General features: G+C 68.0%; 17 protein-coding genes. 2 read left to right on the plus strand and 15 right to left on the minus strand.

The window, feature by feature from the left end:
- Positions 1 to 12 precede the first annotated feature (12 nt).
- The 4 genes from J2X65_RS13465 to J2X65_RS13480 form a co-directional block, all read right to left on the minus strand.
- On the minus strand, positions 13 to 1551 hold the full coding sequence (locus J2X65_RS13465) for a tripartite tricarboxylate transporter permease (protein ID WP_310201779.1): 1539 nt from the start codon (positions 1549 to 1551) through the stop codon (positions 13 to 15).
- Positions 1552 to 1590: 39 nt separating this feature from the next.
- On the minus strand, positions 1591 to 2097 hold the full coding sequence (locus tag J2X65_RS13470; protein ID WP_310201781.1) for a tripartite tricarboxylate transporter TctB family protein: 507 nt from the start codon (positions 2095 to 2097) through the stop codon (positions 1591 to 1593).
- A gap of 106 nt (positions 2098 to 2203) precedes the next feature.
- Positions 2204 to 3208, minus strand: a complete 1005-nt coding sequence (locus J2X65_RS13475) for a tripartite tricarboxylate transporter substrate binding protein (RefSeq protein WP_310201783.1) — start codon at positions 3206 to 3208, stop codon at positions 2204 to 2206.
- Between the two features lie 169 nt (positions 3209 to 3377).
- Entirely contained in the window at positions 3378 to 3797 is a 420-nt protein-coding gene (locus tag J2X65_RS13480) for an Rrf2 family transcriptional regulator (protein ID WP_310201785.1), read from the minus strand.
- Between the two features lie 86 nt (positions 3798 to 3883).
- Here J2X65_RS13480 and J2X65_RS13485 point away from each other — a divergent pair, with 86 nt between their 5' ends.
- Positions 3884 to 4291, plus strand: a complete 408-nt coding sequence (locus J2X65_RS13485; protein WP_310201787.1) for a group III truncated hemoglobin — start codon at positions 3884 to 3886, stop codon at positions 4289 to 4291.
- A 42-nt stretch (positions 4292 to 4333) separates the two neighbouring features.
- On the opposite strand, the gene J2X65_RS13490 is transcribed toward J2X65_RS13485, so the two are convergent.
- Positions 4334 to 5377, minus strand: a complete 1044-nt coding sequence (locus J2X65_RS13490) for an HPP family protein (protein WP_310201789.1) — start codon at positions 5375 to 5377, stop codon at positions 4334 to 4336.
- A 354-nt stretch (positions 5378 to 5731) separates the two neighbouring features.
- Between J2X65_RS13490 and J2X65_RS13495 the strand changes: the two genes are divergently transcribed.
- Positions 5732 to 5971 (plus strand): hypothetical protein, encoded by a 240-nt coding sequence (locus J2X65_RS13495; RefSeq protein WP_310201791.1) that lies wholly within the window; start codon positions 5732 to 5734, stop codon positions 5969 to 5971.
- Between the two features lie 146 nt (positions 5972 to 6117).
- Here J2X65_RS13495 and J2X65_RS13500 read toward each other — a convergent pair whose 3' ends face one another.
- From J2X65_RS13500 to J2X65_RS13545, 10 genes are all read right to left on the minus strand, one after another.
- The gene (locus tag J2X65_RS13500) at positions 6118 to 6552 is read right to left on the minus strand and encodes a DUF1810 domain-containing protein (protein WP_310201793.1); all 435 of its coding nucleotides are present in this window, start codon (positions 6550 to 6552) and stop codon (positions 6118 to 6120) included.
- Positions 6549 to 6992 carry a carbon monoxide dehydrogenase subunit G gene (locus tag J2X65_RS13505; protein ID WP_310201795.1) on the minus strand — a complete coding sequence of 148 codons (444 nt, stop codon included), beginning with the start codon at positions 6990 to 6992 and terminating at the stop codon, positions 6549 to 6551. The genes J2X65_RS13500 and J2X65_RS13505 overlap by 4 nt, the downstream gene beginning before the upstream one ends.
- 81 nt (positions 6993 to 7073) lie before the next feature.
- Complete coding sequence (locus J2X65_RS13510; RefSeq protein WP_310201896.1) at positions 7074 to 7778, minus strand: ABC transporter ATP-binding protein; 705 nt, start codon at positions 7776 to 7778, stop codon at positions 7074 to 7076.
- A complete protein-coding gene (locus tag J2X65_RS13515; RefSeq protein WP_310201797.1) occupies positions 7771 to 8526 on the minus strand; it encodes an ABC transporter ATP-binding protein in 756 nt (251 codons plus the stop codon). The genes J2X65_RS13510 and J2X65_RS13515 overlap by 8 nt, the downstream gene beginning before the upstream one ends.
- Positions 8523 to 9488: a branched-chain amino acid ABC transporter permease gene (locus J2X65_RS13520; protein WP_310201898.1), complete on the minus strand. Its 966-nt coding sequence runs from the start codon at positions 9486 to 9488 to the stop codon at positions 8523 to 8525. Before J2X65_RS13520 ends, J2X65_RS13515 begins: the two co-directional genes overlap by 4 nt.
- A gap of 45 nt (positions 9489 to 9533) precedes the next feature.
- Positions 9534 to 10406 carry a branched-chain amino acid ABC transporter permease gene (locus tag J2X65_RS13525; RefSeq protein WP_310201799.1) on the minus strand — a complete coding sequence of 291 codons (873 nt, stop codon included), beginning with the start codon at positions 10404 to 10406 and terminating at the stop codon, positions 9534 to 9536.
- Between the two features lie 28 nt (positions 10407 to 10434).
- Positions 10435 to 11676 (minus strand): ABC transporter substrate-binding protein, encoded by a 1242-nt coding sequence (locus J2X65_RS13530; protein WP_310201801.1) that lies wholly within the window; start codon positions 11674 to 11676, stop codon positions 10435 to 10437.
- Positions 11677 to 11738: 62 nt separating this feature from the next.
- Complete coding sequence (locus tag J2X65_RS13535; protein WP_310201803.1) at positions 11739 to 14114, minus strand: xanthine dehydrogenase family protein molybdopterin-binding subunit; 2376 nt, start codon at positions 14112 to 14114, stop codon at positions 11739 to 11741.
- Positions 14111 to 14623 (minus strand): 2Fe-2S iron-sulfur cluster-binding protein, encoded by a 513-nt coding sequence (locus tag J2X65_RS13540; RefSeq protein ID WP_310201805.1) that lies wholly within the window; start codon positions 14621 to 14623, stop codon positions 14111 to 14113. Before J2X65_RS13540 ends, J2X65_RS13535 begins: the two co-directional genes overlap by 4 nt.
- Positions 14620 to 15492, minus strand: a complete 873-nt coding sequence (locus J2X65_RS13545) for an FAD binding domain-containing protein (RefSeq protein ID WP_310201807.1) — start codon at positions 15490 to 15492, stop codon at positions 14620 to 14622. The genes J2X65_RS13540 and J2X65_RS13545 overlap by 4 nt, the downstream gene beginning before the upstream one ends.
- Between the last annotated feature and the right edge of the window lie 73 nt (positions 15493 to 15565).

Below are 15565 nucleotides of genomic sequence, written 5' to 3' on the forward strand. Positions count from 1 at the left end.
TCGGGAAGTCGATCACGCCGACCTCCCTTCCGGCGCCGGGGCGGCGCCGTCCTTGGGCGTGGTCGCGCTGCGGCCCTTGAGCAGCAGCCCGATCACCGGCAGGCACAGCAGCAGCAGGCCCAGGCCCATCATGGTGGCGACGAGGCCGTTGGAGAAGAAGATCGCCGGCGAGCCGTCCGAGGTCAGCATGGCCTGGCGGAAGGCGTCTTCCGCCTTGTCGCCCAGCACCATGGCGAGCACGAAGGGCGCCAGCGGGTAATCGAGCTTCTTGAACACGTAGCCGACGAGGCCGAATCCGAGTGCCAGCCAGACGTCGAACATGTGGTTGGCCACGGTATAGGCGCCGATGACGCAGACGACGGTGATCAGCGGCCCGACGACGGTGAAGGGGGCGCGCAGGATGAAGGCGAACAGCGGCACGGTGGCGAGCACCAGCACCACGGCGATGATGTTGCCCATATACATGGAGGCGATCAGGCCCCAGACGAAGTCCGGCTGCGAGGTGAACAGCATCGGGCCGGGCGACAGGCCCCAGATCATCAGCCCGCCCATCATCACCGCCGCGGTGGCGGAGCCGGGAATGCCGAGCGCCAGCATCGGCAGCAGCGCGCAGGAACCGGCGGAATGATCGGCGGTCTCGGGGGCGACGATGCCTTCCGGCTCGCCCTTGCCGAAGAAGCGGCCGCGGCGGGAGAAGCGGCGCCCCAGCGCATAGCTCATGAAGGACGCGGCAGTGGGGCCGCCGGGGGTGATGCCCATCCAGCAGCCGATGAGGGCGCTGCGGACCAGCGTCGCCCAGTAGCGCGGCACTTCCGCGACGGTGCGCGCGATGACGCGGAGATCGAGCCTGGCCTTCACGCCCTCGAACTTCAGTCCCTCTTCCATGGTGAGCAGCAGTTCGCCGAGGCCGAACAGGCCGATGACGGCGATGAGGAAGGAGATGCCGCCGATCAGTTCGTCGAACTCGAAGGTGAGGCGCGCTTCGCCGGAGATGGTGTCGATGCCGACCGTGGCGGCGGCGAAGCCGAGCATCATCGATACCAGCGTCTTGAACGGCGAGCCGCCGGACATGCCGATGAAGCTGGCAAAGGCCATGAAGTACACGGCGAAATATTCCGCCGCGCCGAAGCGGAGCGCGAAATTCGCCACCCAGCCCGACAACAGGGTGATCACCAGCACGCCGGTGAGCGCACCGATGCCGGCCGAGGTGAAGGCCAGGGTGAGCGCCCGCGCCGCCTGCCCCTGCTTCGCCAGCGGATAGCCATCGAAGGTGGTGGCGACGGAGGACGGTTCGCCGGGAATGTTGAACAGGATGGAGGTGGTCGATCCGCCGAACAGCGCCCCCCAATACATGGAGGTAAGCAGGATGATGGCCGAGATCGGGTCCATGGTGAAGGTGAGCGGCAGCAGCAGCGACACGCCGTTCGGCGCGCCGAGCCCCGGCAGCACGCCGACCACGAGGCCGAGAAGCACGCCCACCACCATGATCATCAGGTGATGGGCGGTGAGCGCGACGGCGAAGCCGTCCATCAATTGCCCGAAATTGCCCATGGCGCGTCCCTCGAGTTTTTTGCCGCGGTTTTTTGTTCGTCAGTAGATGCCGAAGGCTTCGAGGATCGGCCCCTTGAGCAGCGGGACCATGAACAGCTTCTCGAAGATGACGAAGTTCACCGCCACCACCGCCAGCGCCGCCAGCAGCGCGGTGGGGGTGCGGAAGCCGGCGGCGATGCGCAGGGCGTAGAAGATGTAGAGCGCCATGCCGACATAGAGGCCGAGCCAGGCCGAGACCGCGACCATGGCGACGATCGGCAGGAAGAAGGCGACGATGGTGCGCAGCCGCCCGCCATCGAGGAAGGAATCCGCGTCGGCATGTCCGGGCATGTGCCCTGCCGCATTGCGGCGCAGCAGCGTCTGCACGATGGTGCCGGCGCTGCCGATGATGATCAGGCAGCCGACATAGAAGGGGAAATAGCCGGGCTCCGGCCCCGAAGCGCCCCAGGCGATGCCGTTCAGCGTGGCGCCGTAGCAGACCACCGCGCCGACGGCGGCGGTGACGCAGGCGGCGGCGATGTCCATGGTGCTGCGCGAAATATCCATATGCCTCACTCCGACGCGGCGGGAGGGAAGGACGGACGGCGACTGAGCGCCGTCCGCAAGGGGATCGTCCGCGGGGGGAACGAGCGCGGGACGACCTCGAAGTGCCTCACTGCTCGGCGCGCAGCCAGCCGTTGCGCTTGTAGATCTCGACGTAGCTCGCCTCGTGCTTCTTGATGAAGTCCTTGAAGGCGTCGCCGGTCAGCAGGCGCGGGATCTGGGCGCCGCGCTCCTGGTAGGCCTTGAACTCCGGCGCGGCCGCCGCCTTGGTGAACAGGTTGGTGTAATAGGCCAGTGCTTCCGGCGGCAGGTCCGCCGCCGCCCAGATGGTGCGGGGCTGGGCGAAGCTGTCGACAGCGATGCCGGCTTCCTTGCAGGTCGGGATGTCATGCCAGGACATGCCGTCGGCGATCACGGTGGTGTCGGCGAGGCGCTCGTTTTCGAAGACGCAGAGCGGCTTCTGAACGCCGGCCTTCCACTGCTCGACGCTCTCGCTGGGATTGTTGACATTGGCGGTGATGTGCCCGCCGGCGACCTGGATCGCCGCCTCGCTGCCGCTCTTGTAGGGGATGTAGGTGAGGTCGATGCCGGCCGCGTTTTCGACGAGCGTCATCAGCGTCTCGTCGGCTTCCTTCGCCTTGGCGCCGCCGAGCTTGAGCTGGCCGGGATTTTCCTTCGCCTTGGCGATGAAGCCCTTCACGTCCTCGATGCCGGAGGTCTTGGGGTTCACCCACAGCATGAAGGGATCGAACACCATCGCCGCGACGGGAGTGAGGTCCTTAAGGCCGTAGGAAAGCTTGTTGGCCAGCGGCAGTACATAGGCGTCCTGGGTGCCGAAATACAGCTTGTAGGGATCGCCCTTGTTCGACTTGGCGTAGATGAAGGTTTCGGCGCCCGAGCCGCCGGCCTTGTTGCTGACGATGATCGGCGTCGTCAGCAACTCGTTCTTGCTGAGCGCCGACTGCACCACGCGGGCGAAGGTGTCGGTGCCGCCGCCGGGACCGGCCGCCGCCACGAATTCCACCGGACGGTTCGGCTTCCACTCGGCGAGCGCCACGCTCGGCACCGCAAGGCCGAGGCAGAGAGCAAGCGCAGTAAGGGCATGTTTCGGCATCGTTTTCCTCTTCCCATGGGTTTTTGCGTGGAGCGTGGCGTCCGCTCCTTATTGCGGCGACGTTATCGCATCAGTCATCTCATATCAATAATTACAGATTACATTTTGCGCGCCGACGTAACCCGATCGGCGGCGGCGCCTCCACCGTCGGCCGGCACGGGCGCGACGACTACGATGCCTTCAAAAGGTGCCGGAAGTCGCCGCGCCTGCTCAACACATCGGCTAGCGAATAGCGATCGAGAGTCGCGAGGAAGGCCTGCAAGGCCTCGTCGAGCACGCATGTCAGGCCGCAGGCCGGCGAGATGATGCAGCTGCCGCAGCCGACAAGGTCGAAATCGTCCTCGGTATGCCGGATCAGCGCACCGACATTGATGTCGCCGGCCGGCCGCGCCAGCCGGACGCCGCCGGAGCGGCCGCGCACGCTCTGCAGATAGTCGGCATTCACCAGATCATTGACCACCTTCATCAGGTGGTTCTGCGAAATGGCGTAGGCGCGGGCGATCTCGGCGATCGAGCACAGCCGATCCGGGTGCGAGCCGAGATACAGCAGCACCCGCATCGCGTAATCGGTGTAGCGCGTCAGGCGCATGTCGGCTCCGCGTGAAAAGGATGTACGATGTTTGCATGTTTTTCCGCCGGCATATAGATGAAGTGTCGGTAATGGTGAGGCGGATCATGACGGTTTGTCGGTTGGACGAGCCGGGGTTGAAGGCACTGGTCGAGGCATTCTACGCCCGCGTCCGCACGGATGCCGAGCTCGGGCCGGTTTTCGCCGATGCGGTGTCGGACTGGCCGGCGCATCTCGACACGCTGGCGGCCTTCTGGTCCTCGGTGATGCTGGCCAGCGGCCGGTACAAGGGCCGGCCGGTGCCGGCGCATTTCAAGCATCGCGACCGCATCTCTCCCGCGCTGTTCGGGCGCTGGCTCGCCCTGTGGGGCCAGACCGCCGACGAGCTCATGGAACCGGCAGCGGCGCAGGCCCTGAAGCTGCGAGCCTTGCGGATCGCCCACAGCCTGCAATCGGTGTTGTTCGCGCCACAGGGTGCCGGCGGACCCTCGCTGTCGCTGCCCGCGCCGAACTGAGGGCGGCCCGCCTCAGCATCCGGTGTGCGCGGAGGCCGCAGCCTAGCCGAGGCCGCGCGTCAGTACGTGGAGCCAGTCCGCCTCCGTGACCACTCCTACCGGCCGGCGGTCCGCATCGACGATGAACACCGCGTGCACCCGGTCGCGGGCGTAGCGTTCCAAGAGATCGATCGCCGGCGATGCGGGCGCCGCCGCGGCCGCCGGGGTCATCGCCTCCCGCACCTGTGCCGCCGGCCGCACGAGCTCGCGCAGGCCGATGGAACCGACGAGGCGTCCCTCGGCATCGACCACCGCCAGCCGGCGGATGTCGCGCTTGACCAGCAGGGCACGGGCCTGGTCGGGCGAGGCGTCTTCCGGCACGCTGATGACGTTCTTCACCATCAGGTTGGCACAGTTCAGCTGATGGTAGGAACGCGCGACCGCCCGCCTTTCGATATGGCGGACCAGCTCCTCGAGATCCTCCGCCCCGATATCGAAGGCCTCGCCGAACTCTGCCAGCGTCGCCGCGATGTCGGCCTTGCTGATGGTCCAGGGCAAATCCCGCGCGCGGGCCGGCTGCGGCGGGGCGGCGACATGCGGGTAGCTGTGGCCGGACACCCGATGATAGAGCCAGGCGCTTGCCACCAGCACGACGGCATTCAGCCCGACCGGCACGAAGGGAAACAGCAGGCTCGACGATCCGCCGATGAACAGCCCGACCAGCGCGGCGGCGCCGCCGGGAGGGTGGAGGCACCGCAGCAGCGACATGATGCCGATAGCCAGCGCCACGGCCAGCCCGGCCGAGAGCGCGGTGAGTGGCATGAAATGGCCGACGGCGACGCCGATGGCGGCGGAGATCACGTTGCCGCCGATGGCCGGCCAGGGCTGCGCCATCGGGCTCGCCGGCACCGCGAACAGCAACACCGCCGACGCGCCCATCGGCGGGACGATCCATACCAGATGGTTGAAATCCGCCGCGGCGACGCCGCCGATCACCGCCGACAGGCCGATTCCGATCAAGGCACCGAAGCAGGCCAGGGCGCGATCACGCAGCGTGGCACCGGCCAGGATCGGTCGAAACAGTCGCAGGCGTGCAAAGGCTGACAAGGCCTGCTCCAAATGCATTGCGCTGAAAGGGAGGATCAGCGGCCCCGCTCGAGGGGTGGACGGAAGGCGGCGCACGGTCGGGAAAATGGCTATTTTCACGCCACGGTGCGCCTGTTTTTTAAACAGGTACTGTATATGCATGAATAAAGCGAGAGTCCAGCCGGGGGCGGCGAGACGTCCCGGCCAAGTTGACCCAACCTCGCGATCGTCGGCAATGGCATTCATCGACGCGTCGGAGACGCTTATGGTCGTCGAGGTGCCGCAGATGGACGCCGCTCCGTCGAGCCCGGGCACGAGGTCGAGCTGAGCTTCAGGTTTCTCCTTGGTCAGCTATTCGCCGGCCGGGTGGAAACGGTGCTCCAGGCGATCGCCGGCGGGCAGACGGCGCCGTCGGGGACCGCGTTGGAGCCGAGGGCGGTCGAGGCCGCGCCATTCGCGGTGCGGGTGACGCGGGACGATGCCTCGCTCGCCAAGCGCCTGCTGGCCGGCCGTGCCGGTTCGGCAGCGATCTATACCGATCACGTGAAGGCGAGCCACATCCTTCGCCAGGTGGTGCTGCGGCAGCAGGCCATTTTGAAACATGTCCTGCCGTGAATCCTCGCCGGCGTTGGCGCCGCCGGTCGACAGCGCGATGAGCCTTATCGGCTTCGCCGCGCGCGGCGGCACCCTGGTCGATCTCCCCCACGCTCGCTTCGCCACGGGTGCCTCGCCGGATACCTTTGCGTGGGGGCGCAGGCCGCTCAGGACGCGGGCAGCCGTTCGAGCGTGCCGGGATCGGGCGCGCCTTGATAGAACTGGCGCAGCCCGGCGTCGAAAAGCCGGGTGTCGTCCGGCGCCGTCGACGCCGCCCGGAACAGCGTCAGGCAGGAGCGGAACTTGAGATCGTCAGGCTTGGCCAGGATTTCCCCGATCGGCATGCCTTGGTGCCGGAGCAGCGCGCGCACATGGCGCCGCAGGCGTTCGCCAAGGACGGGATCGGCGAGATAGCGCCGCGCCTGGTCGAGATCGGCGATGGCGAAGCGCCGGGCGTTCGGCGAGGAGCCGAGGCCGATCAGCTGCGGAAAGACGAACCACATCCAATGGGTCCGCTTCTCGCCGGCCGCCAGCTCCGCCTCGACCTGCCCGATCACCAGGTCCTGAGCCGTGACGAAGCGCTGGAGGTCCGCATCGGTCATGGCGCGGCCAGCCGCTCGGTGAGGCTTGAGAAGAACTGGTCGGCCAGTTTGCGCGAGGTCGCCCGCACCAGGCGCCCGCCCAGCGAGGCGAGCTTGCCGCCGATCTCGGCCCTGGCGACGTAGCTCAGCACGGTTTCCTCTCCATCGGCGGCGAGGGTCACTTCCGATGCGCCCTTGGCGAAGCCGGCGACGCCGCCATTGCCCTGGCCGACGATGCGGCAGCCCTGTGGCGCATCAATGTCCTGCAACTCGACCGTGCCGGCGAAGGTGGCCGAGACCGGGCCGATCTTGAGCTGCACCTTGGCTTTGAAGCTGGTCGGCGAGGTGCGCTCAAGCTCCTTGCAGCCGGGAATGCAGGCCTTCAGCGCCTCGACGTCGAACAGCGTGGCCCAGACGGCCTCGCGCGATGCCGCGATGCGGTGTTCGCCGGTAATATCCATTGATGTCCTCCGAAGCCGTCCACGTTTTTCCGGAGCGCAGTCTCCTGCCGCGATCCGGTATCCTCCTCGCTCGAAAATGCTCTAGACCGCGCAGTAGCGTTCCTGAATGGCCTTGTCGGCGAGCAGCGCTGCCGCAGTGCTGCGGTGGACGATCTCGCCCTGGTCGATGATGACGGCGCGGTCGGCAAGCCGCAGCGCCCATTCGACGTTCTGCTCGACCAGCAGCAGCGTCACGCCCTCGTCGCGCAGGCGACGGAACAGCGCGCCCATCTCCTCGACCAGCACCGGCATGATGCCTTCCGAGGGTTCGTCGAGCAGGATCATGCGCGGGCCGGCGATCATGGCGCGGGCGATGGCGAGCATCTGCTGTTCGCCGCCGGACAGGGTGACACCCTGCTGGTCCAGCCGCTCCTTGAGCCGCGGGAAGGTGCGGGCGATCTCGTCGATGGCCGCCCGCTCGTCGATGGATCCCCTGGCGGCGAGAAGGCCGAGCTGGAGGTTCTCCCGCACCGACAGCCCCGGCACGATGCGCCGCTCCTCCGGTACATAGGCGAGGCCGAGCCGGAACCGGGCATGGGCGGGCAGCGCCAGGAGCTCGGTGCCGGCGAAACGCACCGCGCCGGTCGCCTTCGGCATCAGCCCCATGATGGAGCGGATGGTGGTGGTCTTGCCGGCGCCGTTGCGGCCGACCAGCGCGACGATCTCGCCCGGCTCCACCGCCAGCGACAGGCCGTGCAGCACATGGCTGGCGCCATACCAGGCGTTGAGGCCCTCGATCTCAAGCATAGCCATCGTTCTGTCCCAGATAGACGCGGCGGACCTCCGGGTCCGTCTGGATGTGCTGCGGGCTGCCATCGGCGATCAGCCGGCCGTGATGCAGCACCAGGATGCGGTCGCTGAGGCCAAGGATCATCTTCATCTTGTGCTCGACCAGCAGGATGGTGCGATCGGCCGCCAGCTTCTCCAGCAGCGCGACCATGTCGCGGGTTTCCTCCGGTCCCATGCCGGCGGTCGGCTCGTCGAGCAGCAGCAATTCGGGATCGGCGACCAGCGCGATGGCGATCTCCAGCGCCCGCTGCTGGCCATGGGCGAGGAACTTCGCCGTCACCGCGCCCCGGCCGGCAAGCCCCACCGCCGCCAGTGCGGCATCGGCGCTGGCGTCGAGCTCGGCCATCGCCGCGCGGTTGCGCCAGATATTGTAGCGGCTGCGGAACGCCTGCGCGGCGACGCGGACATTCTCGTGCACCGACAGCTCGGGGAAGATGTTGGTGATCTGATAGGAGCGGGCGATGCCGAGATGCACGAAGCGGTGCTGCGGCGTGCCGGTAATGTCGCGGCCCTTGAAGCGGATCGCGCCGGTGGAGGGCGCCAGCACGCCGGAGAGCAGGTTGAAGAAGGTGCTCTTGCCGGCGCCGTTGGGGCCGATGATCGCGGTGACCTTGTTCCGCTCGAAGGCGGCGGTGACGCCCTCCAGCGCGACGAAGCCGCCGAAGCGCCGGCCGATATTCTCGACCGCGAGAAGCGGCGCGCTCATCGGCCGACCCTCCAGGCGAGGAGCGTGCCCCAGATGCCCTTGGGCAGGAACAGCACGAACAGGATGAATACGGTGCCGACGACGATCTGCCAGTGCGGCGTCCACAGCGCCACCACGTCCTCCATCAGCAGGAAGGCGAGGGCACCGACGAAGGGACCGAAGAAGCTGCCGGCGCCGCCGAGCAGCGTCATCATCACGATCATGCCGGAGGTCTGGATGCCCAGCGTATCCAGCGGCACGATGGCGAGGTGCAGCGCGAACAGCGTGCCGGCCAGTGCGCAGACCAGCCCCGACAGGGTGAAGGCCATCACCTTGGTGCGCTCGACATCGTAGCCGCAGGCGCGGGCCCGGGTCTCGTTCTCGCGGATGGCCTCGATCACCGCGCCGAAGGGCGAGGCGAGCACGCGCGACACCAGCCACAGCGCCGCGGCGGCGAACACCATCAGCACGTAGTATTTCTTGATCGGATCGAGGAAATCGACCGACCAGCCGAACAACTCGATCCGGGAGACGGTGAAGCCGCGCAGGCCGTTCTCGCCGCCGGTGATGGAGGACGATTGCAGCGCTGCGTAATAGACGAGCTGCGCAAGTGCCAGCGTCACCATCGAGAAATAGATGCCGCGGGTGCGGATCGACAGCAGCCCGACGGCGAAGGCCAGGGCGCCGCCGACCAGCATGCCGAACGGGATCGCCGCGAACCACGGCAGGCCGAACCGGCTGATGCCGATGCCGGCGGCATAGGCGCCGGCACCGAAGAAGGCGGCATGGCCGAAGGACAGCAGGCCAGTATAGCCGAACAGCAGATTGTAGCCGACGGCGAGCAGGCCGTAGATCAGCACGTTGACGGCCAGCGCCTGCGAGGGCAGCACCCAGGGCAGCAGGCACAGCACCAGGATGGAGAGCGGCACACGCCAGGCGGTGAGGCGGGCGCGCCAGCCGCGATGGCCGGTAGGCCCGGCCATGACCTGCGCGACGGAGTGGACGGAAGCGGTCATGCCGGCATCTCCTCATGCCCGTCCGGGCTTGCCGAACAGCCCTTGCGGGCGGACCAGCAGCACGAGGGCCATCAGGGCGAACATCACGATGGTCGCCATTTCCGGGGCGAACAGCGCCGTCATGCTGATGGCGATGCCGATGAGCAGGCCAGCGACCACCGCACCGACCAGCGAGCCCATGCCGCCGATGACGGTGACGACGAAGGCCTCCGCCAGCACCAGCGCCCCCATTTCCGGATCGACGCTGCGCATCGGCGCCGCGAGCACGCCCCCGAGCGCGGTGAGCCCGACGCCGAGGCCGAACACCAGGAGCCACACCTTCGCGACATCGACGCCGAGCACCCGCATGATCTGGGGATCGCGGGCGCCGGCCCGAACGATGAGGCCGAACCTGGTCTTCTCCAGCCCCAGCCAGAGCAGCACGAGAACCACCGCGACGACGCCGACGACGAACAGCCGGTAGATCGGGAAGTAGCCGATGCCGAGATCGGCGACGCCGGACAATTCCGGCGGGGTGGGGAAGGGCATGCCTTCATTGCCGAACAGGATGCGCACCGCCTCCACCAGCACATAGGCGAGGCCGAAGGTGAGCAGCAGCGGATCGTCGATGGAGCGCTTGTAGAGCGGACGGATCAGCACCCGCTCGATCAGCATGCCGAAGGCGCCGACGAGCAGCGGGGCCAGGAGCAGCCCCCACCAGAAGCTGCCGGTGAGCGAAGCGATCCAGAGCCCGGCATAGGCGCCGACCATGAACAGGGCGCCATGGGCGAAGTTCACCACGCCCAGCATGCCGAAGATGATCGACAGGCCGAGCGCGACCATGACCAGGATCGCGCCGAGCGCGACTCCGGAAAACAACTGCATGGCGATGAGTTCGGTATCCATCACAGCGCCTCCCTGACGAGGTGGCGGTTCACGATGGGAAGCCGAGCTCGGCGCAGCTGCGCAGGATGTCCTCCGACGCCGGCTCCACCGCGAGGATACGGAAGGGATCGGCCTCCTCAGGCGTATCGGCCTTGGCCTTGGCTTCCAGCACCAGCACCGACTGCACCGACTGGTGATCGCATTTGCGGTAATGCTGCGGGCCTTTGGCGACGTCGTATTTCAGCTCCTCAAGGGCTGCGACCACCTTGTCGGTGTCGGTGCCGCCCGCCTTCGCCATGGCGAGCAGCAGCGAGGAGACGCCGGTATAGCCATAGGCGCCGTAATCGGTGGGGTAGGCGCCGTTATAGGCGGCCCGGTAGGCGTCGTTGAAGGCCTTCGCCGAGGGCAGGGTGTCCTGGAGCCGCCAATAGTAGTTGGCGCCGCCGATCACTCCCTCGAACGCCTCGGCGCCGATGCCGAGGCGCTGGGTATAGAGCAGCACCGGCACCACGATCCTGGCCTGCTTGTTGAGACCGAAATCCACCGCCTGCTTGATCGAATTGGCCTGGTCGCGACCGAAATTGCAGATGCAGAGGATATCCGGCTTCATGGCACGCAACCGCGGCATGAAGGTCGAATAGTCGGGCGCGCCGATCGGGTGCAGGATCTCGCCGACGCTGGTGGCGCCGATCGCCGCCTGCGCCCGCTTGAAGCCACGCAGGATCTCATGGCCGAAGGCATAGTCGGCGACGAGATAGGCGATCTTCATGCCGGGCTTGAAGGTGTGCTTGGCGACCGCGGCGGTGGTCATGTGCGGGTTCAGCGCCTCGTGGAAGGTGAAGCGGCTGAAGTCCTTGACCTCGTTGATGGTGTCGGACTGGCTGATCGAGACGAAGATCACGCCGCGGGCGCGGGTGACCTCGTTGATCGCCAGCTGCACCGCGCTCGACAGCGAGCCGACCACGGCGTGGACCTTTTCCTTCTCGATCAGCTCAAGCGTGCGGGTGGCGGCCTCGCCAGCGTTCATCTTGTCGTCGCGCACCAGCAGCTCGACCTTGCGTCCGCCTATGCCGCCCTTGTCGTTGGCGAGCTTCACCGCAAGCTCGGCGCTGCGCACCTGGTCCTTCGCCTCGGCGGCATAGGGGCCGGTCAACGGGGTGGGAAAGCCGATGCGGATGGTCTCACTTTGCGCGCGCAGCAGGCCGGGCATGGCGAGCGTGGCGGTGCCGGCGGCGAAGCCGGCCAGCGCGTGCCGGCGGGTGATGGGAAGCGTAGGCAGGCCCTTGGTCATGGTTTCCTCCGCGGATTTTCATTTTTGTCATTGTTGTTTTGTGCGTTGTCAGTGGCTTGGCGTCAGATCTTGCCGAACGACTTTAGAAGTCGCGCCGGTGTCATCGGTATCTGGGCAATGCTGGCCCCGAAGGGAGCCATGGCGTCGTTGACGGCATTGAGCGCGGCGGCGGCGGCGGCGGCGGTGCCGGCCTCGCCGCAGCCCTTGGCGCCGAGCGCGGTGTCGGCGGTCGGGGTCTCGATATGGCCGACGACGATGTCGGGCATCTCGCCGGCCATCGGCACGAGGTAATCCGCGAGCGAGCCGTTGGTGAGCTGGCCGCCGGCGTCGTAGCGGCATTCCTCGAAGAAGGCGGCGCCGAGTCCCTGCACCACGCCGCCGCGCACCTGCTCGTCGACCAGCAGCGGGTTGATGATGCGGCCGCAATCCTCCACCACCCAGTGCTTCAGGATCTTGACCAGGCCGGTTTCGACATCGAGTTCGACATGGCAGCCCTGGATGCCGTTGGTGAAGGCGAAGGGGTAGCCCTGCGGCGCGTAGTGATGGGTGATCGACAGCTGCGCACTCGCATCCGGCGGCAGCGTATCCGAACGGAAATAGGCGATGCGCGCCACCTCGGCGAGGCGGATCCGCTCGGCGCCGGAGAGCGCATCGACGATGAGCCCGTCGCGCAGGTCGAGATCGCCGGGCCGGGCCTGCAGGATGGCGGCGGCGAGCGCCAGCACATTGTCGCGCAGCCGGCGGGCGGCCTGCAGCGCCGTCTCGCCGCCGATGCCGGCGCCTCGGCAGGCCCAGGTCGCGCCGCCATGCGGCGTCGTCTCGGTGTCGCCGGTGACGACCCGCACCTTCTCCCGCGCCACGCCGAGCTGATCGGCGACGATCTGGCCGATGATGGTCTCGGTGCCCTGGCCCTGCTCGGTCACCGAAATCAGGCAGCGCACCTCGCCGGAGGGGGTGATGCTGAGGGTGGCGCCGTCCTGCGCCGAGATGCGGGCGCCGCCAATGCCGTAAAAGGCCGGGCTCGGATTGGAAATCTCGACGAAGGCGGCGAGGCCGATGCCGCGATACACGCCGCGCGCCCGCAGCGCCGCCTGCTCGGCGCGCAGTCCGTCATAGTCCATCAGCGCTTTCAGCTTGGCGAGGCTCGCCTGGTGCGACAGCGCCTCGAACCGGTAGCCGGTGGGCGAGGAGCAGGGATAGGCGTCGTCGGGAATGAGGTTCTTCTCGCGCATCGCCGCCGGATCGAGGCCGGCGCGGACGGCCGCCATGTCGATCAGTCGCTCGGTGACGGTGCAGGCGATGGGGTGTCCGACGGCGCGATACTGGCTGGTCTGCACCTTGTTCTGGAACACCACCGCCAGCTCCGCCCGGTAGTTGCGGAAGCCGTAGGGCGCGCCCATCAGCCGGATGACCTGGTTGCCCTCCACCGCGCTGGTGCGCGGATAGGCGGAGAAGGCGCCGATGGCGGTGACGTCGTCGACATCCATGGCGAGGATGGTTCCCCCGGCATCCACCGCCATGCGGGCGCGCACCCGGTGGTCGCGGGCGTGGATGTCGGAGACGAAGGATTCCATGCGGTCGGCGACATATTTCACCGGCCGGCGGCACAGCAGGCTGAGGCCGATGACCGCCATGTCCTCGTGATAGACATGCAGCTTCATGCCGAACGAGCCGCCGATATCGGGCGCGATCACCCGCACGCTGGCTTCCGGTATGCCGTAATGGCGGGAATACAGGTCCTGGAACTGATAGGGTGTCTGGGTGGCGTGATGGACGGTGAGCTTGCCCTCGCTGGCGTCCCAGTCGGCGAGGATGGCGCGCGGCTCCAGCGTCACCGCCGTATGGCGGCCGAAGTGGAACTCCTCCTCGACCACATGGGCGGCCCCGGCGAAGATGGCGTCGATGCCGCCGGTGTCGAGACGGCTGCGGAAACACAGATTGTCCTCGATCCCGGCCGCCGCGCGGTTGGCACCGGCTTCGCGGGCGGCGTCGATGTCGGCGACCACCGGCAGTTCCTCGAACGCGACGAGGACGGCCTCGACGGCGTCCTCGGCCTGGGCGCGAGTATCGGCGACCACGGCGACCACCGCCTGGCCGGACCACAGCACCTCCTCCAGCGGCAACGGCCATTGCGGCGCCGACTTCATGCCGGTGAAATGATCGAGCGTGCCGACCCAGGGCGCGCACAGCTTCGCCAGATCGGCGCCGGTGGCGACGAGCCGCACGCCCGGCATGGCGCGCGCGGCTTCCGCGTCGATGGAGGCGATGCGGGCATGGGCATAGGGGCTGCGCAGGAAGGCGGCATGCAGCATGCGCGGCAATGTGAGATCGGTGACATAGCGCCCGCGCCCGACCAGCAGGCGCTTGGCGTTCGGCCGGGTCACCGCGCGGCCGATATAGGAGTTGGGGCGGTCGAGGCTGCCGAGAGGGGCGTTCATGCCGGCTCCTCCGCAAAGCGCGGCGCGGCCTCGCCCGCCGCCCGTTTGCGCGCCACGGTCTCGATGGCGTCGACGATGGCCTCATAGCCGGTGCAGCGGCAGTAGTTTCCCGACAGGGCATCGCGGATTTCCGCGCGGCTCGGCATCGGTGTGCGGTCGAGCAGCCCCTGCGCCGCGATCAGCATGCCCGGTGTGCAGAAGCCGCATTGCAGGGCGTTGCGCTCATGGAAGGCGCGCTGGAGATCGGTGACGGCGGCGCTTTCCGTCAATCCTTCCACAGTGGCGATGTTGGCGCCGGCGGCCTGCACCGCGAAGATCAGGCAGGCATGCACCGGCACGCCATCGAGCAGGACGAGGCAGGCGCCGCACACCCCCATCTCACAGCCGGTATGGGTGCCGGTGAGGCCGAGATCTCGGCGCAGGAAATCGGCCAGCGTCTCGCGCGGCTCGATAAGGCGGCTCAGCGTCTCGCCATTGACGGTGAGGGTGACGTGCAGGGGGGCGCTCATGCCGCCTCCGCGATCTGGCCGCGCAACCGGCCGAGCAGGCGGCCGAGCAGCACGCGGGAGAGATGCAGCCGCATCGCCGGTGGCACCTCGCTGTCCTCCGGCGGATCGAGATCCTGCGCCAGCGCGGCCTGGGCCCGGGCAATGGCGTCGGCGTCGAGGCGGGCGCCGGCGAGCGCCGTCTCCGCCGCCCGCGCCCGCATCGGTGTCGGCCCCACGGCGAGGAAGGCGATGCGGGCCTCCTCCACCCTGTCCCGCGGCAGGGCGAGCCGGATGCCGCAGCCGACCAGAGCATAGTCGCCACGGCGGCGGGCGATTTCGTCGAAGGCGCAGCGATGTTCCGGCTGCGCGACGGGAATATGCAGCGCGGCGAGCAGTTCGCCGGGTTCGAGCGCCGTCTGGTAGAGATCCTGGAAGAAGGTCTCGGCCGGCACGCGCCGGGTGCCGGCCGGCCCAGCGATCTCGATCTCCGCCTCCATGGCGAGCATCATCGCCGGGAATTCCGACGCCGGGTCGGCGAGGGCGACGCTGCCGCCGAGCGTGCCGCGGTTGCGGATCGCCGGATGGGCGACATGGGGGGCGGCGAGCGCCAGCAGCGGAGCATGTGCCGCGATCAGCGGGTGATCATGGGCCTCGACATGGCGCGTCAGCGCCCCCAGCCGCAGCCAGCCGTCCTCGACGGCGATGCCGCGCAACGCGGCGATATGGCCGATGTCGATCAGCCGCGCCGGCGCCTGCAGCCGCAGCGCCAGCGCCGGGACCAAGCTCTGCCCGCCGGCGATATAGCTGGCGTCGCCCTCCGCTTCGGCAAAGGCGGCAAGCGCCTCCGCGACGGTGGCGGGGCGGATATAATCGAAGGCTCGGGCTTTCAAGGCGCCGAACTCCCTGGCTGCGTTTCCGTCCAGATTTGTAACCATCTGGTCTCAAAATGAACGCACGACAGGA

The organism is Ancylobacter sp. 3268, from assembly GCF_031456575.1.
In the GTDB taxonomy this organism is placed as follows: Bacteria; Pseudomonadota; Alphaproteobacteria; order Rhizobiales; family Xanthobacteraceae; genus Ancylobacter.

Bases quoted from the DNA above. Each gene is read 5' to 3' on its own strand.
- J2X65_RS13485 (WP_310201787.1), top strand. From the start codon at position 3,884: ATGACGGTTTGTCGGTTGGACGAGCCGGGGTTGAAGGCACTGGTCGAG.
- J2X65_RS13510 (WP_310201896.1), bottom strand. From the start codon at position 7,778: ATGCTTGAGATCGAGGGCCTCAACGCCTGGTATGGCGCCAGCCATGTG.
- J2X65_RS13525 (WP_310201799.1), bottom strand. From the start codon at position 10,406: ATGGATACCGAACTCATCGCCATGCAGTTGTTTTCCGGAGTCGCGCTC.
- J2X65_RS13475 (WP_310201783.1), bottom strand. From the start codon at position 3,208: ATGCCGAAACATGCCCTTACTGCGCTTGCTCTCTGCCTCGGCCTTGCG.
- J2X65_RS13515 (WP_310201797.1), bottom strand. From the start codon at position 8,526: ATGAGCGCGCCGCTTCTCGCGGTCGAGAATATCGGCCGGCGCTTCGGC.
- J2X65_RS13505 (WP_310201795.1), bottom strand. From the start codon at position 6,992: ATGGATATTACCGGCGAACACCGCATCGCGGCATCGCGCGAGGCCGTC.
- J2X65_RS13470 (WP_310201781.1), bottom strand. From the start codon at position 2,097: ATGGATATTTCGCGCAGCACCATGGACATCGCCGCCGCCTGCGTCACC.
- J2X65_RS13535 (WP_310201803.1), bottom strand. From the start codon at position 14,114: ATGAACGCCCCTCTCGGCAGCCTCGACCGCCCCAACTCCTATATCGGC.
- J2X65_RS13520 (WP_310201898.1), bottom strand. From the start codon at position 9,488: ATGGCCGGGCCTACCGGCCATCGCGGCTGGCGCGCCCGCCTCACCGCC.
- J2X65_RS13540 (WP_310201805.1), bottom strand. From the start codon at position 14,623: ATGAGCGCCCCCCTGCACGTCACCCTCACCGTCAATGGCGAGACGCTG.
- J2X65_RS13500 (WP_310201793.1), bottom strand. From the start codon at position 6,552: ATGACCGATGCGGACCTCCAGCGCTTCGTCACGGCTCAGGACCTGGTG.
- J2X65_RS13530 (WP_310201801.1), bottom strand. From the start codon at position 11,676: ATGACCAAGGGCCTGCCTACGCTTCCCATCACCCGCCGGCACGCGCTG.
- J2X65_RS13465 (WP_310201779.1), bottom strand. From the start codon at position 1,551: ATGGGCAATTTCGGGCAATTGATGGACGGCTTCGCCGTCGCGCTCACC.
- J2X65_RS13480 (WP_310201785.1), bottom strand. From the start codon at position 3,797: ATGCGCCTGACGCGCTACACCGATTACGCGATGCGGGTGCTGCTGTAT.